Origin of the sequence: Huintestinicola sp., from assembly GCF_050874005.1 — a bacterium.
Lineage (GTDB): Bacteria > Bacillota > Clostridia > Oscillospirales > Ruminococcaceae > Huintestinicola.
In genome coordinates this window covers 71,877-94,072 of record NZ_JBNMJV010000007.1, presented here as the reverse complement: position 1 = coordinate 94,072, position 22,196 = coordinate 71,877, and the positions used below count along the sequence as shown (strand labels likewise).

Genomic DNA, 22,196 nt, shown 5'->3' with positions numbered 1-22,196 from the left:
TTTCAAACACTTCAAAAAGTTGTTGACAGACTTTGTGATACTATCTGCTCATTGTCTAAAGAAACTATTAAAAGCATTACAGGAAGAGATTGGATTTTATCCTGTTTTTAAATGGTGTTTAGTATTACTGCTATCCCAAAGGGTCAGACAGAAGCGGCTGCGGCTCTTGGAATGTCAAAGTCGAAGATACTTACCAGAATTATCTTTCCTCAGGTATTCAAGATAGTATCTCCCCAGCTTACAAGCGAATTTATAAACGTTATAAAGGTATCGCCTATGCTTTCCGTACTTGCTATAGTGGAGCTTACAAGAACGGCGCAGAGGCTTATTACCCAGACCTATGTAACTCTCCCATTTTACATCGCCATTGCAGTACTGTACTTTATCGTATGTGCAGGGCTTGAGGAGATAGTAAAGCTTCAGAAGAAAAAAGCTTAAAGGAGGCACAGGTGATGAATGAATTTCTGCACGTTGCAAGCATAAGCCTGCCAATGCTTTTACAGGGTCTGAGGCTTACTATAGAAATATCTGTGCTGTCAATAGTTTTTGCCTTTATAGGCGGACTTGTTGTGGGATATATGTGCATTTCCCCCAACAAAATTGTTGAAGGCATAGCCCGTATTTTTATTAAGATTTTCCGCTGCACTCCCTTTATGGTGCAGGTGTATCTTGCATATTACGGTCTGCCCTCTCTGGGAATTAACGTTTCGGCATTCTGGACAGGCGTTATAATCCTCAGTCTTTATACTTCGGCATATGCCGCTGTTATCCTTGAAAGCGGAGTAAAGGCTATTTCCAAGGGTCAATACGAATCGGCGGCAGCTCTGGGTATGCCAAGACTCAAAATTATGTACCGCATAATTCTCCCCCAGACCATCAGAATGATCGTCCCCTCCCTTACGGGTCAGTTCGTTCAGACAGTAAAGGACTCGTCTATCCTCTCCATAATCACGGTTGCGGAAATGACAATGATGACAAAGGAAGCTATCGGTATCACATTCAGTCCTCTTTTCGTATATATCTGTGCAGGAGTTCTTTACTGGGCGCTCAACCTTGTTATAGAATTTATTTCGGGCAGGATCGAAAAGAAATACAACCGTGTAAGAATTTGAGAAAGGTCGGTGATAATTATGGCAGATACACAGACGCCAATAATATCCGTTAAAAATATGGCTAAAAGCTACGGCGAGCTTGCTGTTCTCCGAAAAATAGATATTGATATATACAAAGGACAGGTAGTAAGCGTTATCGGTCCCAGCGGAAGCGGCAAAAGCACATTTCTTCGCTGTCTCAACTATCTTGAGGAAATAACCTCAGGAGAGATAAACATTAACGGTCATACTCTCAGAGGGATTTCCGAAGCAAAGGAAAACAAGAAATTAAACGAAAAAGCAGCCAAGGAAATACGCAAAAACGTTGGAATGGTTTTCCAGCAGTTCAACCTCTGGCCCCATAAAACAGTACTTGAAAATGTCATCGAATGTCCTGTGCAGATCAAGAAGATAAAAAAAGAGGACGCCGTCAAGACCGCTATGGACCTGCTGAAAAAAGTCGGTATGGACGGAAAGGCTGATGCATATCCTCCCCAGCTTTCCGGCGGTCAGCAGCAGAGAGTGGCTATTGCAAGAACTCTCGCTATGAACCCCGAAGTCATACTTTTTGACGAGCCTACCTCCGCTCTCGACCCTGAGTTCGTGGGCGAAGTCCTTGATGTTATGAAAGGGCTTGCCAAGGCAGGTATGACTATGATAGTGGTCACACACGAAATGGGCTTTGCCTCCGAGGTCTCAGACAGGGTATGCTTTATGGACGGCGGCTACGTTATCGAGGACGGCACTCCCGAGGAAGTATTTAAAAATCCCAAGAGTGACCGTGCAAAGCAGTTCTTCTCAAAAATACTCAATGTTTGATAAGAGACAAAATATGGAAAAGATAGATTTTGAGCTTATAGGAAACATCCTTGAACAGATACACCCCGGACTGACGATCGCAGACGAGAACGGCACATTCGTTTATGCGGGACGGGAATATCTCGCTCTGGCAGGACTTTCCCCCGAACAGATAATAGGGAAAAATACCACAAGCAGGGAGATAAATGAAATGTTCTCTCCCTGTGTTACAAGTATGGTGTTCGAGGAGAAAACAGAAATAACCACCGTTCAGAGAGACGCAAGAGGCGTTGAAACATTCGTTACCGGAATACCGGTTTTTGACGAAAATAAACGGCTTAAAATGATAGTCTGCTACTCTTCCTGGGACGTAAAAAGCACCGAGGATCTAAGACAGCGGTACGAAACTCTCAAGAGTGAAAACACAAGGCTTCTGGGTGAGATAGACCGTCTTGTGAGGCTCGGAAACATAAGCAGCAGCATAGTGAGGCGGAGCAGAAAATCAGCAGAGACCGTCTCACTTATACGGATATTTTCCGAAGCCGATTGCCCTGCATATATTTACGGTCCTCCCGGAAGCGGCCGCTCATACACCGCAAGGCTCATCTACTCGGAAAAAGGCGCTGTGGGGAGCTGTAACTGTCAGCTGCTTGACGAGGAGACGGCAGAACGTGAGCTTTTTGGCAGTAAAGGCATTGTAAGCTCGGGAGGATACAGGGCTGTAATGGTCAAAGGGATAGACACCCTCTCCCCCGTTATGCAGCGCACACTTATAAAGAAATTCAGGGAGTACAATGTTATCCCCATAGGCATAGCGGACGTGTCTCTGAGCGAACTCAGAAGCCGTAAGAGCATTACATCGGAAATGTTTAACTTCTTCCGACCCTATCAGGCGGAGGTCCATTCCATAAACAGCTGCCCCGAGGATCTGAAATGCTTTATCGAATATTTTCTCGGAGAGTTTAACAGAAAATATTCAAGGAACGTTCAGCTCCTCCCCAGAGCAATGAATTGCCTGTTAGGACACGAATGGAAAGAAAATATTGACGAGATACGTTATACAACGGAACGGCTCGTTCTCACCGCCGAAGGTGAAAAAATCGACATTTTCGACCTCCCGAAGGAATTTACACGGCAGTCAAACGAGCTGTTTGCTGAAAACGGCTCGCTTAAAGATATGCTGGAATTTTATGAAGGAGAGATAATAAATCAGCATTACAGCCGCTGCCACACCTCTGTCGCACTTGCCGAACGTCTGGGGATAAGTCAGGCGTCCGCTGTCAGGAAAATAAAGAAATATGTAAGACCAGAAGGAAACGGTGCAGATGGAAATTGAATTTTTTGTAAATATCCTTGAGGTAACGGGCACAGCTGCTTTCGCCGCCTCGGGAGCGCTTACAGCGGTACAATGCGGAATGGATCTGCTTGGAGTGAATGTCCTTGCTCTTGTCACGGCGGCAGGAGGAGGAGTTATACGTGATATCATCATAGGCAGACTTCCGCCCGCAATGTTTTCATCGCCCTTGTGTATCCTTGTATCGCTTTTTACCGCTGATCTGATCTTTATAGTCCTGAAAGCAGCCTGCAAAAAGAATAAGCTTACCCGTTTCACAGATATTTACGATAAAATAATGCCAGTCCTCGATACTGTCGGACTTGCCGTCTTTACAGTCACGGGAATAAACGCAGGCATTGATTTGGGATACAGCACAAATTATTTTCTGCTGATATTCTCGGGCACAGTAACAGGCGTAGGAGGCGGAGTTATCAGAGATATTATGGCAGACAAAAAACCATATATCTTTGTCAGCCAGATATACGCCTGTGCGGCAGTTATAGGAGCCGTAATATTTCTGCCCGTTTATCATCTGTTCGGATTCATTGCCGCAGGTGCGGTATGTTTTATTACTGTGGCGCTGATACGCAGTCTGGCTATTGCTTTCAAATGGAATCTTCCTCATATCAGCAGTAAAAATTTCAATAACAGCAAAGGAGAATGAGCAAAATGAAAAAATTTATAATCACAATAAGCAGAGAATTCGGCTGCAATGCCCGAGAGGTGGGACATATCCTTGCTGCAAAGCTTGATGTTCCCTTTTACGACAAAGACCTTGTGGATATGACTGCACAAAGAGCAGGAATAAGCTCCGATTCCTTTACCGACTCGGAAATGCTTCTGGACAAACACCTTAAAGAACTTCTAAAAACCTTCAGCTACGGTTCATCAACGTCATTTTATTCCGAAAAAGCAGTAATGGCGCAGGTCGATGTTATAAGAGAACTGGCTGATAAAAAGGAGTCATACATTTTCTTCGGAAGATGCTCTGATTATATTTTGAGAGAATATCCCAACTGCTTGAATATCTTCTTGTATGCTCCCCTTGACCACAGAATAAAGCATATGTCAAAAGACTATGACCTGACGGAAGTCACCGCTACCAAGCTTATTAAGCGTGTGGATCTCCAGCGGCATAATTACTACAAATATGTTACCGGCAAAAACCGTGGCGACAGAGACAACAAGCACATTATGCTTGATGTGAGCAATTTTGGCTATGAGGGTTCGGCTGATATAATTATAAGCGCAGTAAACCGGAAATTCGGAGAATAACGTAGACTATGAGATCACCCCTGCAAAGCGGCAAGCCTTGCAGGGGTGATCTACATAGAATGATGTGAAATTAGTATCCGTACCCGTTTGTGTAAGACCTGTCAGTATTCCGTCACACAAAAAAGCTTTATTTTCACACAAATTTATCTCGTAAGCTTTTTAAACTCCTTCCTGCAAAATTTTATAGATCAGCTTCATATCAATATTTTCACGGACCTTGTCCGCAAGCAGCTTATACTGACTTTCCTTGTATTCTTTTCTGCTCATAGCCTTTCCGCCGAACGTCAGTCCTTTTGCTTCAAAAATGCTTTTCACTATCTCACGTGAGATATCGCTGCTGTCAAAAAGCCCGTGAACATAGCTGCCGTAGATATTTTTCACATTGCACCCATCGGATATGCCGTTGTCAAATCGGGACATAGCGTTTCCTTTGACCATAGTCTCCCCCATATGGATCTCATATCCCGAAAACTCCTTTCCCGAAAGTGATGAAAGAGGGCCAGTCAGCATTTCCATTCGTCCGGTTATCTGAGTACGTGTCTTTTTCGAGCGAAAAACGGTAACACAGGGCAGCAGCCCCATTCCTCTTATTTCACCGCCTCCTTCGGTGTTCTCGGGGTCGGATATTATTTCGCCGAGCATCTGATATCCGCCGCATATTCCAAAAACCGAGATACCTTTTTCAGCCATTCTGAGAACAGCCGCTTCAATGCCGCTTTCTCTCAGCCATTTCATATCCGAAATGGTGCTTTTTGTTCCGGGGATAATAATCATATCGGCGTCAAAAACCTCCGAAGTCTTGGAAGCGTATGTCACCGAAACTTCATCATATTGTGAAAAAACATCAAAATCCGTAAAATTTGATATCCTCGGAAGACGGATAACGACAATGTTTACAAGACCTTTTTGCCTGCTTTCCAGCTTGTCCGACAGGCTGTCCTCATCATCAATATCGCAGTCAATGTAAGGAATAACTCCCGCCACAGGAACTCCCCCACGCTCTTCAAGTATCCTGCATCCGTCATCAAAAAGGGTCTTGTCCCCTCTGAATTTGTTTACCACAAGTCCCTTCACCATCTGCCGCTCGTCCTCTTCGAGAAGCATAAGGGTGCCGAGAAGCTGCGCAAAAACTCCTCCCCTGTCAATATCCCCCACAAGCAGAACAGGCGCATCTGCAAGCTTTGCCATACCCATATTAACGATATCATCAGCTTTCAGATTAAGCTCTACGGGACTTCCCGCCCCTTCTATAACAATGATGTCGTACTTTTTATCCAGCTCGTTAAATGCGCTCATTATCTCGGGAATGAACATTTTCTTATTCCTGAAATATTCGGTCGCACGCATATTGCCCCTGACCCTGCCGTTCACAATTACCTGAGAGCCGATGTCCGAGGTGGGCTTTAATAAAATAGGGTTCATAAGCGCCGAGGGTTCTACGCAGGCTGCCTCTGCCTGCATAGCCTGGGCACGCCCCATCTCAAGTCCCTCCGAGGTTATATAAGAATTGAGCGCCATATTCTGGGATTTAAATGGAGCGCAGGAATAACCGTCCTCATAAAAGATTCTGCAGAGTGCCCCTGAGAAAAAGCTTTTCCCAGCGTTCGACGTGGTACCCTGGATCATAAGCTTCAGAGCCATCGGATAACTCCTTTCTGAGAATAAAAATAAGCTTCAGATTGTCCTCGTGGCTTCTGACCGCCATTCGGTAAAAATTCTCGCCAAGCCCCCTGAAATTCCTGCAGGAGCGTATGGCAATGTCATATTTAAGAAGTATCTCCTCAATGGGCTTTTCCGACTTAAAAAGCAGGAAATTCGCCTCCGAGGGGAAAATGTCGATCACGGGAAATTTGCCCATATATTCGTTAATATACCGCTTTTCTCTTGAAATATAGGTAACCGTCCGACTGACGAAATCCTCCTCCGCAAGAGCCGCAAGACCTGCCGCCTGAGCAGGGACACTCACGCTCCAGCTCTGACCCGACCGCCGTACCCTGTCCATAAATTCCTCGTCGCCGCAAATCATATATCCAAGCCTAACTCCCGGAATTGAATACATCTTTGTAAACGCCTTGATGATAACAGCGCCCTTTGCGGTAAGCTCAGCCGTCGGATATTCCGCCGCTCTCTCGCTGAAGTCAATAAAGCTGTGATCGAGAATGAGCCTTGTTCCCGTCTCACGGCACTTGTCCGCAATTGCCGAAAGCAGCCCCGGCTCAATCAGATTTCCCGTAGGATTATTTGGATTGCACAGAAACAGCATATCAGTATCCTTATTGATATGGGAAAGAATATCCTCAGTCAGCTCAAAGCCGTTTTCCTCGGTAAGCTGAAAAAATTCAATGTCACAGCCAACAGCCTCAAGCGCACGCTCATATTCGGAAAATGTAGGAGCGATAAGCAGCGCCTTCTTAGGCATAACAGCAAAAACAGCCCGATAAATTAGGTCAGCCGCACCGTTGCCGCATAAAACAAATTCGGAAGGCACATTTTCTTTTTCGGCTATTTTTCCGCAAAGCTCCCTGCACAACGGGTCGGGATAAACCTTGCAGCTGTCCACCGCCCTGTGCAAAGCCTCAATAACGCCCTCGCTCATTCCCAGAGGATTGATATTTGCCGAAAAATCCAGCTTTATGTTCCTTGAATAAATATCTCCGCCGTGCTCGTATTTATCCATATCATACGCCTCCTATAAGAGAAGTAACTATCATTCTCACCACACAGGCAATAATAAGCATTAAAAAACTTGATACATACATCAGTCGGTTGACTCTCACGATATCCTCGTTCTCTATCTCTCTGACAGGATCGCCAATATAAGGCTTTTCGCACAGCTTGCCGAAATAATAAGCATTGCCCGCCAGCCTTACGCCTAAAGCCCCCGCCGCCGCCGCCTCTGTCTGAGCCGAATTGGGACTTGAATGATTTCGCCTGTCTCTTTTCCATATTCTGTAAGCCCTGTCTCCGTCAAACCCGAGAAAGAATGCCGAAATTATCATCAGCAACGCCGTAAAACGTGACGGGAGAAAATTCAGCACATCATCAAGCTTAGCTGCCGTCCTGCCGAAATTAACGTATTTCTCGTTTTTGTAGCCTATCATAGAATCCATAGTGTTCGCTGCCTTGTAGAAAAATCCCAAAGATGCACCGCCAAATGCCATATAAAACAGAGGAGCAGTAACTCCGTCAGAGGTGTTTTCCGCCACAGTTTCCACCGCCGCACGGATTATCCCGTTCCTGTCAAGGACATTGGTGTCCCGTCCCACTATCATAGAAACAGCACACCTTGCCTTTTCGGTATCGTCCTCCTCAATTGCTTTGTATACCTTCATACTCTCGTCCCTCAGACATTTTGCCGCAATAAGATAATAGCAGAGAATGCTCTCCATGGCAATTCCGAGAATAATGTGTATATTGTAGCATATAAAAAGCAGCAAAGCAGGAATACCTGCAGATATTATCAGAACCGAAACACAAAGAAACGTCCCCGTCTTTCTTTCATCGCTTATCTTATTCCTAAAATATCCCTCAAGCTTTGAAATAAGCGTCCCTATAAGCCTTACCGGGTGAGGAAGAGAATATGGGTCTCCTAAAATAAAGTCAAGTAAAAACCCGATAACAAGAGGAATTACTGGCATACTTTCTCCGTCCTTTCTCTATTAAAACTCTCCGATAATTTGAATTTTCCCATCCGAAAATTCCGTCAAAAATCCGCAGCCGTTTTTTGTCATATAGTCGTAATATCCCTTTTTCGGCACAGCAAACCGCTCAAGCACCGACATTAGAGTTCCTCCGTGAACCACAAAAGCAATTTTTTTACTCTCGTTATCCGAAATCGCCTGCAAAAAAGCATTGCAGCACCTGTCGGTAAAATCCTTATGCCCCTCTCCATTCGGAAACGCCATAGTCCCTCCGCTGTCTATCCACGCCTGATAATCTCTATTACCGTTAAGCTCGGCGAAGTTTCTGCCCTCGAAATCCCCGAAATCACATTCTCTCAGGTCATTGTAAATCCGTATCGGCACATCGGGATAAATGATACCTGCTGTCTGAATACACCTTTTCATCGGACTTGAAATAACAATATCGGCTTTGGGAAAAGTTTTCGCTTCAAGTTCCTTTATCCCCTCAGCGCATAAAGGCTCGTCCGTCCTGCCGATATATGCACCTCTCAGATTGCCGCTTGTCTTTCCGTGCCGAATAAAAATAAGCTTTGTCAATTATTGTCACCCGTTTCCTTGATTATCGTAGGAATACCGCATATGACCCTTACTACCCTGCTGCTCTTCCGGGCAAGATAACAGCACACCTTTCCCACGGTCTCACGCCATAACCGTTCCGATTTTTCAATCGGCACGATACCGCCGCCTATTTCCGTGGAAATAATTACGATATCGGGATTTTTTTGGAGTAATCTCTCCGCTTCCTCCAAAGAGTCAAGCCCTGCCTCAAGCTGCCTTTTCACAAGAATCTGAAAATTATTTACGGCAGAATGTTCCCATACTCTGTAAATATCCTCCGAAGCCCCGTCGCATATGTCCGAAATTCCCAGAGAACGGGCATACTCGGTCTTTCCCTGATACGCTCCACCGATAATAAGTATCATATCGCCACTCCTTTACAAAGCCAAAACTATCTTTTCGGCAATTACAATGCATATAAGCGAAGCAAGCTCGCAGACCTGCAAAAAATATCCTGCCAGGTCTCCCGTAATGCCTCCAAAACGTTTATATGCAAAGCTTCTGTAATATGCAAAAGCCACGAGACCGCCAATTATACCGCCAACTCCCATCAAAGGGCTGATAAATAGCATAGCCCCGAAGCACAGGATCAGTATTATGATAAGAGCCGCCATTGTGGCATTTTTATGAGCAGGTCTCGCAAAGCTCTGCAAAACCCCCTCTTTTTTGGCGCATTTAAAAGTTACCGCCGCCAGACCGCTGAGCGCCCTTGACATAACAAAAACAAAGGAAATAACAAGCATAGTCGTAAAATCTCTGACCTCTGCAAAAAAAGCAGTCTCAAGCAGCAGATATACCCCAAGAGATATTGCCGCAAAAGCGCCTATATGAGAGTCACTCATAATTCCCAACGCTTTCTCCTTCGTGGCATAAGAAGCCTTTGCATCGCAAACATCGCAGAATCCGTCCAGATGTATGCCCCCCGTCACCGCAATGGGGATTACAGTACAAACCGCCCCGAAAACCACGTCACCAACTCCCAGCCTATCGGCAATTGATCGCCACAGCAAAAGTATTCCGCCTATGACCGCCCCGATAAAAGGAAAAAAGCATAAAGCATATCTCCTGTTCTCCTCTTTCCATTCTATCTGCGGCATAGGTATCCTTGAATACATCGAAAATGCAGATATAAGCGACTTTATTATCATTGCCAAAGGCTCCCTTTCAGCATAACGGGAATACCGTAAACCGCCTCTATCACCCTGTCGGCACGTTCAGAGAGAGCACAGTTCAGTAACCCCATATTCTTAATATAATCCATTGTTTCCGCAGGATATTCTATCCCGTCCTCACCAACGGAATTTGTAACAACAATGACCTCCGAAGCACGCTTCGTCAGCTTGTCAATACCTTTGATGATCTTAGTTACCGGCTCCTTTTCCCCCGCCGAAAACATCTCGTTAGCCATGAGATTGCAGGCACATTCCAGCAAAACGCCGCACCTGTCGGGAATGTCGATCTCGTGGATATCCGTGTATTTTTCCACCGTCTCAAAACCCTTGCCAAAGCGCATTTTTCGGTGCCGTTCGATAGCGGCGTGAGCCTCCTCACAGTACGGCTCCATAGTGGCAATATAGATTTTTTTACCGCTTTTGCGTGACAGAATTTCCTCCGCAATTGAGGATTTACCGCACTTGCTCCCACCCGTAATAACAGTCAGCATTTAAAGCTCCTTATATTTTTCCATCGGAAGATTATCGAAAAGATGAGCGGAATTATAAACCGCCAGCGCAGCGTCAAGCATAGGAAGGAGCAGCACACCTCCGGTCCCCTCCCCGAGACAAAGTCCTGCTGTTATAGGCGGCTCTAAGCCTAAAAACTCAAGCATTTGACCTCCCGCAGGCTCCTTTGAAACGTGAGAGCAAAGCATATATTCTTTTGAAGCAGGACAAATAAGTGCCGCCAGAGCCGCCGATACCGCCGAGATGAACCCGTCCATAACAATGGGTATGCGGTATATCGCCCCACCGAGAAAAAGCCCCGTAATACCGCCGATATCAAAGCCCCCAATCTTTGAAAGCACATCTATGGGGTCACTTGGGTCAGGCCTGTTCACCTCAATGCTTCTTTTAATAACCGATATCTTGCGCTTTATGCCCTCGAAGTCAAGCCCTGCCCCTCTGCCCGTAGTCTCTTCGGGCGGAAGACCAAGCAGAACGGAGGCAATAGCAGAGGACGTGGTGGTGTTTCCTATCCCCATCTCACCCGTCACGATAATGTTATATCCCTTCTCCTTGAGGTCTCTCACCATATCAATTCCCACACAAACAGCCTTCTCAGCCTGCTCACGGGTCATAGCAGCCCCAACAGAAATATTTTCCGTACCGTCCGCTATTTTCCTGTCAATCAGCCCGGGAATATCAAGTTCGCCCTTTATGCCGATGTCAACAGGAAATACCTCCGCCCCGGCAGTTTTCGCCATCAGATTTATATTTGAACCGCCCTCAGCCATCGCCCGTGCAACAATTGCCGTAACGCTGCTGTCAGTCTGTGTAACCCCCTTGCATACGACCCCATTATCGGCACACATTGCCACCACACAACGCCTGCCTATGGAAAAAATCTCACTTCCGTAAATACCTGCAAGCTTTATGACCATATCTTCAAGCATACCAAGACTGTGAAGTGGCTTTGCAATGCCATTCCACTTGCAGGCAGCCCTTCTTGCTGCCTCCCTGTCGGCAGGAATAATAAGTTTTATTCTATCCATTTTTCTTAAGCCTTTCACACGCCGTTAGAAAATTTTCGGCAATTTCGGGACTTGAATAAAAATACAGATGTGGAAATCCGGTCCAAAGTGAGTTACTTGCATTAACACACTTCCGTTCACCGCTTTTCCCGGGCTTTCGTGCATTAAAATTCTCTCCACAGCATTCGCTATCAAAATAATGAAATTCGTGAACCGGAAAGCTTTCTCCCTTTTTGCAAAGAAGATTGTCCGAGTTTGCGGTAAGTACGCTGTAGCCGAAATTTATAAGCTTTGGAGTTTTAAACGTCTTTCCGTTTATAACTCCAACACCCTTGTAAAAATTCCCGTCCATACCCTCAAATTCCCGATGAAGATACATAAATCCTCCGCATTCGGCAATGCAGGGAAGCCCGTTATTTACAGCCGTCCGTATTGACGAGAGCATAGAAACATTTTCCGAAAGTCTGTCCCCGTAAAGCTCGGGATACCCTCCGCAGAGAATTAACCCGTCAATATCCTCGGGGAGCATTTTATCTCTCAAAGGTGAAAACGGAACTATCTCCGCCCCCATATTCTCAAGCATATCCCCGTTTTCGGGATAAAAGAAGCAGAAAGCCTCGTCTGTTGAAAGACCTATCTTAACCTTGTGTCCTCGCCCTATCATAGGCTCAGAAAATGTAAGCTTGGGAGAATTTGCGAGCTCCAAAAGTCTGTCAATTCGGATATACTTCTCCGCCGCTTCCGAAAGTCTTTTCAGTTTTTCTTTTAGACCTGCGACCTCCGCCGCCGTAACAAGACCTAAATGGCGGCTCTCCAAAGCATAATCCTCATCTGACGGAAAACGCCCAAGATACTCCGTTCCAAGCTCCTTACAAAGCTTTTCTGCAAACTCAGCCCTGCTCTCCGCAAGACGATTGAAGATAAATCCAACAATATTATTTGGCTGTTTATAGGTGAGAAAACCTTTAATGACTGCCCCCAGCGACTCACTCATTCCCCTTGCGTTAATAACTATGACAACGGGGGTATCGGTAATTTTTGAGACTTCACAAGAAGAACCTATCCCGTTCAGTCCGTCATAAAATCCCATAACGCCCTCAATAACGGACATCTCCCCCGCCCCACGGTGAAGCAGATATCTGAGAGTATTATCATCGCAGAAAAAGCTGTCAAGATTATAAGACTGGGCACCAATGACTTTCCTATGAAACATCGGGTCAATATAATCGGGACCGCACTTAAATGAAGCCGTTTTTATCCTGCGGTCAACAAGCGCCTGCAGCAAAGCGCATACAATTGTGGTCTTACCGCAGCCGCTGCCCGTCCCCGATATCATTAAACGCTTCATCAAGGCAGCCTCCTTATCACGAAAACGGGATTTTCTCCCCGAAGCATAGTGTATTTACCTGCTTTGACCGTCCGAGCCGCCGAGATCTCTGTTATTTCTCTTTCGCCCAGACATTCGCTTTCAGCAAGAGTTTCCAGAGATACCGCAGTCATAACTATGCGAACCGAAGGATTTTTGCCCAAAGCCGCAGAAACTATCTCAGATAAACCACCACCCGAGCCGCCGATAAAAACGCAGTCGGGAGCAGGCAGTTCCTGCATAACATTTTCAGCTCTGCCGCAAACGGATATCACATTATCACAGCTGAATTTTCTGAAATTCTTTTCCGAAAGCTCTGCCGCCTCACCGTCCTTTTCAACGGCAAAAACCTTGCCCTCGGGACATCTTAGCGCCATTTCTACCGACACCGAACCTGTGCCGCTTCCGATATCCCAGCAGATATCATTTTCGCAGATGTTAAGCTTTGATACCGCCGAGCATCGTATCTCCGCCTTTGTCATAGGCGCCTTTCCCCTGATAAATTCATCGTCGGGAATACCCGAAGCAAGATATTTTTCATACTCTCTGTTAACTATCAGCATAGAGCAAAGCTTTGACGTGACAACACCCGAAAGCTCCTCTGCCGAACCCTTTGTTATCTTCTCCTCGGGATATCCTAAATTTTCCCCGATAAATACAGCAGCCTTTCCTCTGCCATACTCCGTAAGCTTTCTGCAAACCTTACTGCAGTCCTTTTCGCCGCCGAGAAGAACAAAAACATATTCGTGTGAACAGACTTCCCTGACAATATTTGCCTCCGCACCGTGCAAAGAAACAAATCTCAGCCTATCCCAGCCTATCCCCAGCTTTGCGCATAAATAAACGGGAGAAGCGATACCCGGAACTATTTCATAATTGACTCCACGACTGTCAAGTTCTTCCGCAAGTTTCCTTGCACCGCTGAAAAATCCACAGTCCCCCGACATAAGAGCAACAATTTTTTTACCCGAATTTTGGAATATATGATCGGCGATCTCACGGGTGTCATACGAGCAGAAGCATTTTTTGTGAAGATATTCAAAGCCCCGAAGAATACGCCCTGCGCCAATAAGAATATCCGCACTCTCAGCCGCATTTTTGGCTCTTATCGTCATACTGTCCGAGCAATCCATTCCCACTCCTGCAATAATAACTCTTGACTCCAAAATATCCTCACTCCTTTCCCGATTCCGAAAGCTCACTCAGAAGCTTCTCAGCCTGCAAAAGAGACATTCCCTTTTCCACGGGACGCTTTATTATAATAAGCTTTGCACCCACAGCCGCCGCCGCTTGCCTTTTTTCCTCAAATCCGCCTGCAGAGCCGCTTTCCTTTGTTATCACATAACCGCAGCCCCTGAAATGCTGAACATTCTCCTCAAATCCGAAAGGACCCTTGCCGCTTATTATCCTCATAAATCCCATTTTTTCACATTCTCTTATGACATTTTCATCGGGCAGAACCCTTACAATGCACCTTTCGGGAAGTCCGTCTCTGCAAAACAGAGGCAGCTCCTTGCTGCCCGTAGCAATAAAAAATGTCCCTGAAGTTTTCCAGGCAAAATCAGCAGCCATATCAGCCGTATCAAAATACAGCGCCTCTTCGCATAAGGGAGATGGCTCTCTTATAACCCGATAATAAGGCGTATTCGTATCAGAACAGGCTCCTGAAATATTTTTTCCCACCTCCGCCGCATATGGGTGAGTTGCGTCAAAAACAGCGGCAAATCCACACGATAAGATAAGTTCGGCAATTTCACTCCTGTCCTTTCTGCCCGTTTCCGCCGCCACAAATTCAGACCTCGGAAGAAGCTCCGCCCCATATTCCGTAGCAACGCTCACAGTACAGAAAATTTTATTTTTATCGCAGTATTCGGCAAGGAGCCGCCCCTCGGTAGTCCCTCCGAAAATCAGAAATTTATTCAAGTCTGTATCCCCTCGGTGTGACCATTTTCCCGCATATCACCTTAGTTTCGGCACAGCCGATGAAAACGGTGGTGAACATATCCACTTGTGTATCGGCAAGCTCGGCAAGAGTAAGCACACAGCTTTCCTCCCCATCTCTGCCGATGTTGCGGACATATCCGCAAACGGTGTCGGGACTTTTGTATCTGAGCATTATCTCACACGCCCATTTAAGATGATCGGTCTTTTTTTTCGACGCCGGATTATAAAGCGCAACGCACATATCCGCCATAGCCGCACATTCAAGCCGCTTTTCTATTTTTTCCCTTGGCGTGAGCAGGTCGGACAGGCTTATCACCGCAAAATCATTTGTAAGAGGAGCGCCCAGCACAGCGCCGCCGCTGAGAGCCGCCGTAACCCCCGCAACAGGGATAATTTCCGTATTGGGATGCCTTTCCCACAGCTCATAAGCAAGCCCCGCCATAGCGTAAACCGAACAGTCGCCGCTGCAAACAAGAGCCACATTCCTTTTCTGAGCCTCTGAAAGAGCATATTCCACACGCTCCTTCTCCTGCCTCATAGCAGTAGAATAATATTCCTTATTGGGGAACTCTTTTCTTATAAGCTCCGTATAAACCGTATAACCCGTTATAAGACCGCAGTCCTCGATTGCCTTTTTTGCGGCAAGGGTCATTCCGTCAATGCCCCCCGCTCCAAATCCCACAATATAAAGCTTCATAAAGCTCTCCTTTCAAAATCCGCAGAAAATGGGGTCACTCCCACCGCACAGGTAACACCGTTCCCCTTGACTTTGGAAACGATAATTTTTCCGCCGCAGGCAGCAGCGCTTCTCTCGCACACATTGTCAACGCCAACAGCATTTTTCACAAATTCCGAAGATGAAAAAACTCCCTCCACAGCCGAAAGCTCTTCTGCTGTAAAAGTCCGAAGCTCTGCACCGTACTTCTCTGCAAAAGAGATCATTGCAGGCTCGTCCTTTTTTATCTGAGCAGTAGCAAGGACACATATTCCCAAAGGAGATAAACCTGCTTTGGAAAGCGTTTCAAGAATAAACTTCTCAAGCTCATCGGGAGAGACATTTTTCCGACAGCCTGCTCCAATGACAAGGTTTTTAGGAATAAGGTTCAATGTCACATCAAAGGGCTTTTTCTTCACATCGTGACTTATGCATATCCCATGCTTATCATTATTCCCGATAAGCCCCTCGGGAATATTTTTGCAGGGAATATCCGAATAAAGCCCAATGATCTCTCCCCTCAGAGAAGCCGCCGCAATAAGCTTTGCCGCCTCCATATCAGCTATAGCAAGCCCATTTGCCTTTGCAAACATATCGGGAGAAAACCGCCCCGAATTGTCCGTAGCCGTAGTTATAACGGGAACAGCGCCGATGAGTTCACTTATAATTTCCGCAAGCCTGTTTCCGCCGCCAATATGCCCCGAAAGCAGGGACACCGCAAACCGTCCGCTGTCGTCCACCGCAATTACCGCAGGGTCTGAAAGCTTTGACCTTATAAAAGGAGCGATTGCCCTTACTGCAATTCCGCAGGCACTTATAAAAACAAGCGCTCCGAACTCTACCCATATTTTTTTTGTAAGTTCGCCTATATTGTCAAAACATTCTCCCCCCGAAGCAGGGTATTTGTTAAAGCAGAATATTTTAACTTCAAATTCGGACGAGATCTTATCCCGAATAGTCTCAGCGATTTTAGCTCCGTTTTGCGTAACTGTAATAACGGCAATTTTCATATCTCAGCCTTTCTGTATTCGGTGGAAAAAGTCTTGTCATAAAGCTTTGATAGTGAGTAATCATCGCCTAAAAAATCACCCACCGTAATAAGAGCAGTTTTGCGGATATCATTTTTTTTGGCAGTCTCAGCAAGAGTACCCACCGTACAGCGGCACACCTTTTCATCGGGGTGAGTAGCCTTGTAAACAATTGCCGCAGGAGTATTTTCCGAATAACCGCCCCTCATAAGCTCTGCAGAAAGCTCGGGGAGCATACCTGTACTGAGAAAAATCACCATAGTAGAACCGTGAGCCGCAAGCGAGGCAATGCTTTCCCTATCCGGAACAGCCGTCCGCCCCGCCATTCGTGTGATAATGACCGTCTGGGAAACAGCGGGAAGCGTGTACTCAGCCTTTAACGCCGCCGCCGCACCGCAGAAGGAGCTTACCCCAGGGCATATCTCATAGCCTATCCCCAGCCTGTCAAGACAGTCCATCTGCTCACGAATAGCTCCGTAAAGGCAAGGGTCACCCGTATGGAGCCTTACCGTCATTTTGCCATCTTTTTCCGCCTCGGAAATTTTCTCAATGACCTGCTCAAGGGTCATATATGCGCTGTTATGAAGTTCACAGCCCGGGCGGGCATAATCCAAAAGCTCGGGATTTATAAGCGAACCCGCATAAATAACAACGTCAGCCTCTTCGAGCAGCCTTTTTCCTCTGAGAGTTATAAGGTCAGCCGCACCGCAGCCTGCTCCCACAAAATTAACCATTTCCGTATTCCTCCGAAATAACCCGAAGAAGCCTTTGCCCCTCTTCGGTAACGCCAAGTACGCCGTAAGCGTTTGAGAATATAAGAGCGCCTATTTTAATCCGTCCCTTTGCCCTTGCGTCAAGATAATACTGCACCCTGCCGCAGAGAATTTTCATAGTCTCCTGAAGTTTACCCTCCCGTTTGATAATGTCTATCGCACCATCGGTAACAGCGCACCTTGTGATATCAACAAGAGCCTCCCTGCTGCACCCTGCAAGCAGTCCACAGGTCACAAGCACCTCCATACGCCCGTCAGCGGCAGCGGAATGAGTGTTCATGATCCCTGCCCCAAGCTTAACAAGCTTGCCAATATGCCCCACAATAAGAACGCTTTCGAACCCAAGTTCAATGGCAATGTCAACAGCTTCCCCGATAAAATTGCTGCATTTCACACATTTGTCGGCAGCACCGTGAATATGCTCCGAAAGAAAGCTCTCGCCGTAATTTCCGGGGGTAATAACGATATTTCTTATCCCCTCAGCCTTTCGAATATTTTCCTCCGCACGGATAGTGTCAATAAGCGCCGCCGTGCTCATCGGCTCTACAATTCCACTTGTGCCGATAATTGAAATGCCGCCCTCAATGCCCATTCGTGGATTATAAGTCTTTTTTGCGATATCTGCACCCTCGGGAACATAAACCGTTATACGAAAACCGCCTTTGTATTCGTACAGCTCGGCAATTTCCGTCACCGCTTCGGTAATCATTTTCCTTGGAACGGTGTTAATGGCAAAATCTCCCACAGGACGGTCAAGCCCCGGCTTTGTAACGATACCTATGCCCTCGCCGCCCACAATTTCAACTCCCGAAGGAATTTTCTCGGCACTCGCATAAACAAGTATGCCGTTTGTGATATCCGGGTCGTCGCCCCCGTCCTTTCTCACAGCACAGGAAGCAAACCCCTCACCTGAAATTTTATCCAGAATATCAAGCTCCAGCCCGATACCCTTCGGGGTCATAAGCGTTACTCTGTCGGGAAATCCTCCGCTGAGAATAGCCTGTGCCGCCGCCTTTGCAGCACCTGCAGCGCAGGAGCCTGTTGTGTAGCCAAGTCTCAGCCTCTGACCGCCCTTTGAAATATATTCCTCAAGCATTGCTCCTCCATCACTTCACAATAAAAACGGTAAAATAGCTGCCGTTATCGGGAACATCATTTATGTCTGTATAAATTTTTTCATCCTTCATACCGCAGTCTGACACGGCAAAAAAAGGTCTGCTTTCAAGGACAGACCGAAGCCTGTCGGAAATAACTCTCGGCTTCATAATAACCTTTGTGCCGCTCTGCCCCATAAGCTCATCAAAATTATCCGCCGAAGCAGGGATAATGATAAGCGGCTCATTGCCGCTCACAAGAGAACTGCCGCAAACAGCCGCCGCTGCACAGAAACTAGTAACTCCCGGTATCCACCTGCAGATAACCCCCCTCTGCTTAACACGCTCTGCAATGTATGAAAACGTAGAATAAACGGAAATATCCCCAAGACAAAGCATAGCCACGTTCTCACCCTCGGCAAGCCTGCCGCATATGTCGTCAGCCGCAGTCTCGTGGCTCTTTTCCCACTCGTTCCTGTTATGGGACATAGGGAAATCAAAAAATACGATCTCCTTTTCCGACAAATCCGCCGCCTGACGTACAATGGTCAGAGCAAGGGAGCTTTCCCCCTTTGTCCTTGGAACGGCAATGACCCTGCACCTTTCAATGGCTTTCACCGCCCCGAGAGTAACAAGTTCCGGGTCTCCGGGACCAACGCTTACTCCGAATAAAATTCCGCTCAAAAAAACATCTCCCACAGCGCATAATTTTCTAATTTAATTATAGCACAAATTTGCTGATTTGTCAAGAGGTATATAACATAAAATTAAACGAAAAAAGGCGCCGCATATTCCGTGCAGCGCCCCCAAAATGAGGAAGATAAAATTACTCTTCGGTATTTTCGTCCTTAGCAAGCTCGATCTTTATGGAAGGCTCGCCATTCTCGTCAACGACCTCAACGTTATCCTCGTGGTCAACAACGGTGTCGGAAATTTCCTTAGTTTCTTCGGGCTCCTCAACAGGCTCGGGTCTTTCGATCTTTGCACCGCATTTGCCGCAGAAAGCATTGTCGTCTCCGACTTCAGCACCGCAGTTCTCACAGATCACAACGCCCTTGAGCGCACGTACCTTGTTTTTAAGCTCTTCAACAGCCGCTTCCTTTTCGGAAACCTTATCAAAAAGCTCCTTCATCTGATCGCAGCAGGGATTTTCGCTGTTGTTCTTGTAGTACATCTTGCCGATCTCAAGGAAAAGATCGTTAAGCTCTCTTTCCTCTGTAGTGATCTTGAGATTTGCCTTAACAATGTCGGTTCCCTGCTTGGTCTTTTCGGAAACAGCCTTTCCTGTGTTGTTAAGAGTTTCAACAAATTTTTCAAACATAATACTTTCCTCCTGAATAAATTTTTTATAGTGAAGTGGTTTGCTTTCTATGTTTTAAGTATAACCTTATTTTTCCGTTCTGTCAACCACCTTCGGCAAATTCTCATTATATCAACACGTTTTTTAATCTGTTTTTAATGAGCGAAAAAATGCGTGATATCCGAATGGGACATCACGCATTTTATGATACTTGTTTACTCGCCTGTGACCTCAATTGCGTCCTTTTTGGCAGCCAGTTTGATCACCGACGGCTCACTGCCTGCATTTTCAACAATAATGTCGGCTATCTTATCCTCGATATCCGTGCGGATAACGCTTCTTATGTCACGAGCGCCGAACTTCTTTCCGAAAGCCTTTTCGGCAATGGCATTCAGAACACGCTTGTCATATTTGAGCGCAATGCCCTTTTCGGAAAGCGGCTCCTTCATTTCTGAAAGCATAAGCCCTGCAATTTCCGCATAATTTTCCTTGGAAAGAGGATTAAATACGACTATCTCGTCAACACGGCTCATAAATTCGGGTCTCAGGAACTCGGAAAGAGCCTTCATAGCCTTTTCCTTGGTTATCTCCTCTTCAGTTTTGTTAAAACCAAGACTTGTAGTCTTATCCGAAGAACCTGCATTTGAGGTCATACAGATAATAGTGTTCTCAAAGTTCACCGACCTGCCCTGAGCGTCATTCACCTTGCCCTCGTCAAGTATCTGGAGCAGTAAATTCATAATATCGGGGTGAGCCTTTTCAATCTCGTCAAAAAGTACAACCGAATAAGGGTGACGGCGCACCTTTTCTGTAAGCTGACCCGCCTCGTCATAGCCCACATATCCCGGAGGAGAGCCGATAAGACGTGATACAGCGTGCTTTTCCATATACTCGGTCATATCAAGACGGATAAGAGTGTCATTTCCGCTGAAAAGCTCGTCGTTTATCACCTTGACAAGCTCGGTCTTACCCACGCCCGTAGGACCCACAAAGATAAACGAAGCAGGTCTGCGGCGCTTTGAAAGCTGAGCACGTGAACGTCTTATTGCCTTGGCAGCAAGCTCTACAGCCTTATCTTGACCGATTATCCTCTTTTTCATAGAACTTTCAAGAGTCGCAAGCTTTTTAAGCTCCGTCTCCTCGATCTTGTTTGCGGGGATACCCGTCCAAAGCTCGATTACTCTTGCCAGATCCTGTTCGGTTACATTTATGTTGGAAATCTTTTTGGTCAGAGCATCAAGCTCGTTCTGCTCTCTGATAAGCTGTGATTTCTTCTCGGCAAGGATCTCAAAATCAGGCTCTTCACCGTCCTCGAGAGACTTTATCTCGGCCTCAAGAGCAGCGACCTCCGCAGTTTTCTTCTTGTGATTTGCAAGCTCTGTGCTGGAAATGCTCCTGTTTGCACAGGCTTCATCGAGCAGGTCAATAGCCTTGTCGGGGAGATATCTGTCGTTGATATATCTTTCCGAGAGAACAGCGCAAAGCCTGATAAGCTCGTCGCTGATCTTTACCTTGTGGTGCTCCTCGTAATAATGCTTTATACCCTTTAATACTTCAACCGTATCCTCCACCGTCGGCTCGTTTACGGTAACAGGCTGAAAACGTCTTTCAAGAGCGCTGTCCTTTTCAATATATTTTCTGTATTCCTTAAATGTGGTAGCACCTATGACCTGAACTTCTCCACGGCTGAGAGGAGGCTTCAGAATGTTTGCAGCGTTCATTGAAGAACCTTCGCTGTCACCTGCGCCGACGATATTGTGTATCTCGTCGATAAAGAGAATAATGTTGCCCTCAGCCTTGACCTCGTCCACAAGACCCTTCATACGGCTCTCAAACTGACCACGGAACTGAGTTCCTGCCACAAGAGCGGTAAGATCAAGCAGAAATACTTCTTTGTCCGCAAGCTGAAATGGGACCTCACCTGCGGCGATCTTCTGAGCGAGACCCTCGGCTATGGCAGTCTTACCAACGCCCGGCTCACCTATCAGACAGGGATTATTTTTCTGTCTGCGGCAGAGTATCTGAATGGTGCGTGCAATTTCCTTGTCTCTGCCGATAATGGTATCAAGCTTGCCCTCTTTTGCACGGGCTGTAAGATCGGTGCAGAAGGAAGAGAGAAATTTTCTCTTTTTATTCTTGCTCTCTTTGGCGTCTCTGCCGTTTTTTATCCTTTCACGGCGCTCAGAAGCTTCCGAAGCGGAATCTGCAGCCACGTTTTTTTCGGCAGAAGCTTTATTATCATTCTGAACAGCTCCTCCGAAAAGCGCATTGAAAAATCCGGGAAGAGAGTTTGTTCCGCCCTGATTGAACATTTCCATATCAAAGTTGTCCTTGACGCCGCTCATAGCGTCGGCAAATTCCTCGATATCGTCATCGGTAACGCCCATCTGATCCATATATTCCTTGATCTGGGGCACATTAAGCTCACGGGCGCAGACAAGGCAGAGTCCCTCATTGCGCTTTTCGCTGCCCTGCATTGAGGTGATAAAAACCATAGCCTCTCTTTTTTTGCATCTGCTGCAAAGCATTAAATCAATCCTTTCCGC

General features: G+C 46.4%; 24 protein-coding genes. 6 read left to right on the top strand and 18 right to left on the bottom strand.

Annotated features, from left to right (window positions below):
• Window positions 1–111 precede the first annotated feature (111 nt).
• Genes ACR0QN_RS04250 through ACR0QN_RS04225 form a run of 6 tightly spaced genes read left to right on the top strand, consistent with a single transcriptional unit; the run spans window position 112 to window position 4,500 of the window.
• Complete coding sequence (locus ACR0QN_RS04250) at window positions 112–438, top strand: ABC transporter permease subunit (protein WP_432649949.1); 327 nt, start codon at window positions 112–114, stop codon at window positions 436–438.
• 14 nt (window positions 439–452) lie between these two features.
• Entirely contained in the window at window positions 453–1,112 is a 660-nt protein-coding gene (locus tag ACR0QN_RS04245; protein WP_432649948.1) for an amino acid ABC transporter permease, read from the top strand.
• A gap of 18 nt (window positions 1,113–1,130) precedes the next feature.
• Window positions 1,131–1,910 (top strand): amino acid ABC transporter ATP-binding protein, encoded by a 780-nt coding sequence (locus ACR0QN_RS04240; RefSeq protein WP_432649947.1) that lies wholly within the window; start codon window positions 1,131–1,133, stop codon window positions 1,908–1,910.
• Between the two features lie 13 nt (window positions 1,911–1,923).
• Window positions 1,924–3,225, top strand: a complete 1,302-nt coding sequence (locus ACR0QN_RS04235) for a PAS domain-containing protein (RefSeq protein WP_432649946.1) — start codon at window positions 1,924–1,926, stop codon at window positions 3,223–3,225.
• Complete coding sequence (locus ACR0QN_RS04230; protein WP_432649945.1) at window positions 3,215–3,889, top strand: trimeric intracellular cation channel family protein; 675 nt, start codon at window positions 3,215–3,217, stop codon at window positions 3,887–3,889. Before ACR0QN_RS04235 ends, ACR0QN_RS04230 begins: the two co-directional genes overlap by 11 nt.
• Window positions 3,890–3,894: 5 nt before the next feature.
• Window positions 3,895–4,500, top strand: a complete 606-nt coding sequence (locus ACR0QN_RS04225; RefSeq protein ID WP_432649944.1) for an AAA family ATPase — start codon at window positions 3,895–3,897, stop codon at window positions 4,498–4,500.
• A 159-nt stretch (window positions 4,501–4,659) separates the two neighbouring features.
• Here ACR0QN_RS04225 and ACR0QN_RS04220 read toward each other — a convergent pair whose 3' ends face one another.
• The 18 genes from ACR0QN_RS04220 to ACR0QN_RS04135 all read right to left on the bottom strand — a co-directional run bounded on the left by ACR0QN_RS04220 (window position 4,660) and on the right by ACR0QN_RS04135 (window position 22,178).
• Entirely contained in the window at window positions 4,660–6,141 is a 1,482-nt protein-coding gene (locus tag ACR0QN_RS04220) for a cobyric acid synthase (RefSeq protein ID WP_432649943.1), read from the bottom strand.
• A complete protein-coding gene (locus ACR0QN_RS04215; RefSeq protein ID WP_432649942.1) occupies window positions 6,056–7,177 on the bottom strand; it encodes a pyridoxal phosphate-dependent aminotransferase in 1,122 nt (373 codons plus the stop codon). The genes ACR0QN_RS04220 and ACR0QN_RS04215 overlap by 86 nt, the downstream gene beginning before the upstream one ends.
• 1 nt (window position 7,178) lies before the next feature.
• Window positions 7,179–8,138, bottom strand: coding sequence for an adenosylcobinamide-phosphate synthase CbiB (cbiB, locus tag ACR0QN_RS04210; protein ID WP_432649941.1), 960 nt, complete (start codon window positions 8,136–8,138; stop codon window positions 7,179–7,181).
• A gap of 21 nt (window positions 8,139–8,159) precedes the next feature.
• Entirely contained in the window at window positions 8,160–8,720 is a 561-nt protein-coding gene (locus tag ACR0QN_RS04205; RefSeq protein ID WP_432649940.1) for a histidine phosphatase family protein, read from the bottom strand.
• Window positions 8,717–9,106, bottom strand: coding sequence for a bifunctional adenosylcobinamide kinase/adenosylcobinamide-phosphate guanylyltransferase (locus tag ACR0QN_RS04200; protein ID WP_432649939.1), 390 nt, complete (start codon window positions 9,104–9,106; stop codon window positions 8,717–8,719). The genes ACR0QN_RS04205 and ACR0QN_RS04200 overlap by 4 nt, the downstream gene beginning before the upstream one ends.
• Before the next feature lie 12 nt (window positions 9,107–9,118).
• Window positions 9,119–9,889: an adenosylcobinamide-GDP ribazoletransferase gene (locus ACR0QN_RS04195; RefSeq protein ID WP_432649938.1), complete on the bottom strand. Its 771-nt coding sequence runs from the start codon at window positions 9,887–9,889 to the stop codon at window positions 9,119–9,121.
• Entirely contained in the window at window positions 9,886–10,404 is a 519-nt protein-coding gene (locus tag ACR0QN_RS04190) for a bifunctional adenosylcobinamide kinase/adenosylcobinamide-phosphate guanylyltransferase (protein ID WP_432649937.1), read from the bottom strand. The genes ACR0QN_RS04195 and ACR0QN_RS04190 overlap by 4 nt, the downstream gene beginning before the upstream one ends.
• On the bottom strand, window positions 10,405–11,451 hold the full coding sequence (gene cobT, locus ACR0QN_RS04185; protein ID WP_432649936.1) for a nicotinate-nucleotide--dimethylbenzimidazole phosphoribosyltransferase: 1,047 nt from the start codon (window positions 11,449–11,451) through the stop codon (window positions 10,405–10,407). It lies immediately after the preceding gene.
• A complete protein-coding gene (locus tag ACR0QN_RS04180) occupies window positions 11,444–12,778 on the bottom strand; it encodes a cobyrinate a,c-diamide synthase (protein WP_432649935.1) in 1,335 nt (444 codons plus the stop codon). Before ACR0QN_RS04180 ends, cobT begins: the two co-directional genes overlap by 8 nt.
• Window positions 12,778–13,962: a precorrin-6y C5,15-methyltransferase (decarboxylating) subunit CbiE gene (cbiE, locus tag ACR0QN_RS04175; protein ID WP_432649934.1), complete on the bottom strand. Its 1,185-nt coding sequence runs from the start codon at window positions 13,960–13,962 to the stop codon at window positions 12,778–12,780. The genes ACR0QN_RS04180 and cbiE overlap by 1 nt, the downstream gene beginning before the upstream one ends.
• A 7-nt stretch (window positions 13,963–13,969) precedes the next feature.
• Complete coding sequence (gene cobK / locus ACR0QN_RS04170; protein WP_432649933.1) at window positions 13,970–14,719, bottom strand: precorrin-6A reductase; 750 nt, start codon at window positions 14,717–14,719, stop codon at window positions 13,970–13,972.
• Window positions 14,712–15,437 carry a precorrin-3B C(17)-methyltransferase gene (gene cobJ, locus ACR0QN_RS04165; protein ID WP_432649932.1) on the bottom strand — a complete coding sequence of 242 codons (726 nt, stop codon included), beginning with the start codon at window positions 15,435–15,437 and terminating at the stop codon, window positions 14,712–14,714. The genes cobK and cobJ overlap by 8 nt, the downstream gene beginning before the upstream one ends.
• The gene (locus ACR0QN_RS04160) at window positions 15,434–16,465 is read right to left on the bottom strand and encodes a cobalt-precorrin 5A hydrolase (protein WP_432649931.1); all 1,032 of its coding nucleotides are present in this window, start codon (window positions 16,463–16,465) and stop codon (window positions 15,434–15,436) included. Before ACR0QN_RS04160 ends, cobJ begins: the two co-directional genes overlap by 4 nt.
• Entirely contained in the window at window positions 16,462–17,217 is a 756-nt protein-coding gene (gene cobM / locus ACR0QN_RS04155) for a precorrin-4 C(11)-methyltransferase (protein WP_432649930.1), read from the bottom strand. The genes ACR0QN_RS04160 and cobM overlap by 4 nt, the downstream gene beginning before the upstream one ends.
• A complete protein-coding gene (cbiD, locus tag ACR0QN_RS04150; RefSeq protein WP_432649929.1) occupies window positions 17,210–18,352 on the bottom strand; it encodes a cobalt-precorrin-5B (C(1))-methyltransferase CbiD in 1,143 nt (380 codons plus the stop codon). Before cbiD ends, cobM begins: the two co-directional genes overlap by 8 nt.
• Window positions 18,353–18,362: 10 nt before the next feature.
• Complete coding sequence (gene cobI, locus ACR0QN_RS04145; protein WP_432649928.1) at window positions 18,363–19,034, bottom strand: precorrin-2 C(20)-methyltransferase; 672 nt, start codon at window positions 19,032–19,034, stop codon at window positions 18,363–18,365.
• 142 nt (window positions 19,035–19,176) lie between these two features.
• The gene (locus ACR0QN_RS04140) at window positions 19,177–19,671 is read right to left on the bottom strand and encodes a zinc ribbon domain-containing protein (RefSeq protein ID WP_432649927.1); all 495 of its coding nucleotides are present in this window, start codon (window positions 19,669–19,671) and stop codon (window positions 19,177–19,179) included.
• Window positions 19,672–19,865: 194 nt separating this feature from the next.
• Window positions 19,866–22,178, bottom strand: a complete 2,313-nt coding sequence (locus ACR0QN_RS04135) for an AAA family ATPase (RefSeq protein WP_432649926.1) — start codon at window positions 22,176–22,178, stop codon at window positions 19,866–19,868.
• Window positions 22,179–22,196 lie beyond the last annotated feature (18 nt).

What these genes read in the sequence shown, in the direction of transcription:
- ACR0QN_RS04250 (WP_432649949.1), top strand. Translation starts at nt 112, where the DNA reads ATGGTGTTTAGTATTACTGCTATCCCAAAGGGTCAGACAGAAGCGGCT.
- ACR0QN_RS04245 (WP_432649948.1), top strand. Translation starts at nt 453, where the DNA reads ATGAATGAATTTCTGCACGTTGCAAGCATAAGCCTGCCAATGCTTTTA.
- ACR0QN_RS04240 (WP_432649947.1), top strand. Translation starts at nt 1,131, where the DNA reads ATGGCAGATACACAGACGCCAATAATATCCGTTAAAAATATGGCTAAA.
- ACR0QN_RS04235 (WP_432649946.1), top strand. Translation starts at nt 1,924, where the DNA reads ATGGAAAAGATAGATTTTGAGCTTATAGGAAACATCCTTGAACAGATA.
- ACR0QN_RS04230 (WP_432649945.1), top strand. Translation starts at nt 3,215, where the DNA reads ATGGAAATTGAATTTTTTGTAAATATCCTTGAGGTAACGGGCACAGCT.
- ACR0QN_RS04225 (WP_432649944.1), top strand. Translation starts at nt 3,895, where the DNA reads ATGAAAAAATTTATAATCACAATAAGCAGAGAATTCGGCTGCAATGCC.
- ACR0QN_RS04220 (WP_432649943.1), bottom strand. Translation starts at nt 6,141, where the DNA reads ATGGCTCTGAAGCTTATGATCCAGGGTACCACGTCGAACGCTGGGAAA.
- ACR0QN_RS04215 (WP_432649942.1), bottom strand. Translation starts at nt 7,177, where the DNA reads ATGGATAAATACGAGCACGGCGGAGATATTTATTCAAGGAACATAAAG.
- cbiB (WP_432649941.1), bottom strand. Translation starts at nt 8,138, where the DNA reads ATGCCAGTAATTCCTCTTGTTATCGGGTTTTTACTTGACTTTATTTTA.
- ACR0QN_RS04200 (WP_432649939.1), bottom strand. Translation starts at nt 9,106, where the DNA reads ATGATACTTATTATCGGTGGAGCGTATCAGGGAAAGACCGAGTATGCC.
- ACR0QN_RS04195 (WP_432649938.1), bottom strand. Translation starts at nt 9,889, where the DNA reads ATGATAATAAAGTCGCTTATATCTGCATTTTCGATGTATTCAAGGATA.
- ACR0QN_RS04190 (WP_432649937.1), bottom strand. Translation starts at nt 10,404, where the DNA reads ATGCTGACTGTTATTACGGGTGGGAGCAAGTGCGGTAAATCCTCAATT.
- cobT (WP_432649936.1), bottom strand. Translation starts at nt 11,451, where the DNA reads ATGGATAGAATAAAACTTATTATTCCTGCCGACAGGGAGGCAGCAAGA.
- ACR0QN_RS04180 (WP_432649935.1), bottom strand. Translation starts at nt 12,778, where the DNA reads ATGAAGCGTTTAATGATATCGGGGACGGGCAGCGGCTGCGGTAAGACC.
- cobJ (WP_432649932.1), bottom strand. Translation starts at nt 15,437, where the DNA reads ATGAAGCTTTATATTGTGGGATTTGGAGCGGGGGGCATTGACGGAATG.
- ACR0QN_RS04160 (WP_432649931.1), bottom strand. Translation starts at nt 16,465, where the DNA reads ATGAAAATTGCCGTTATTACAGTTACGCAAAACGGAGCTAAAATCGCT.
- cobM (WP_432649930.1), bottom strand. Translation starts at nt 17,217, where the DNA reads ATGGTTAATTTTGTGGGAGCAGGCTGCGGTGCGGCTGACCTTATAACT.
- cbiD (WP_432649929.1), bottom strand. Translation starts at nt 18,352, where the DNA reads ATGCTTGAGGAATATATTTCAAAGGGCGGTCAGAGGCTGAGACTTGGC.
- ACR0QN_RS04140 (WP_432649927.1), bottom strand. Translation starts at nt 19,671, where the DNA reads ATGTTTGAAAAATTTGTTGAAACTCTTAACAACACAGGAAAGGCTGTT.
- ACR0QN_RS04135 (WP_432649926.1), bottom strand. Translation starts at nt 22,178, where the DNA reads ATGCTTTGCAGCAGATGCAAAAAAAGAGAGGCTATGGTTTTTATCACC.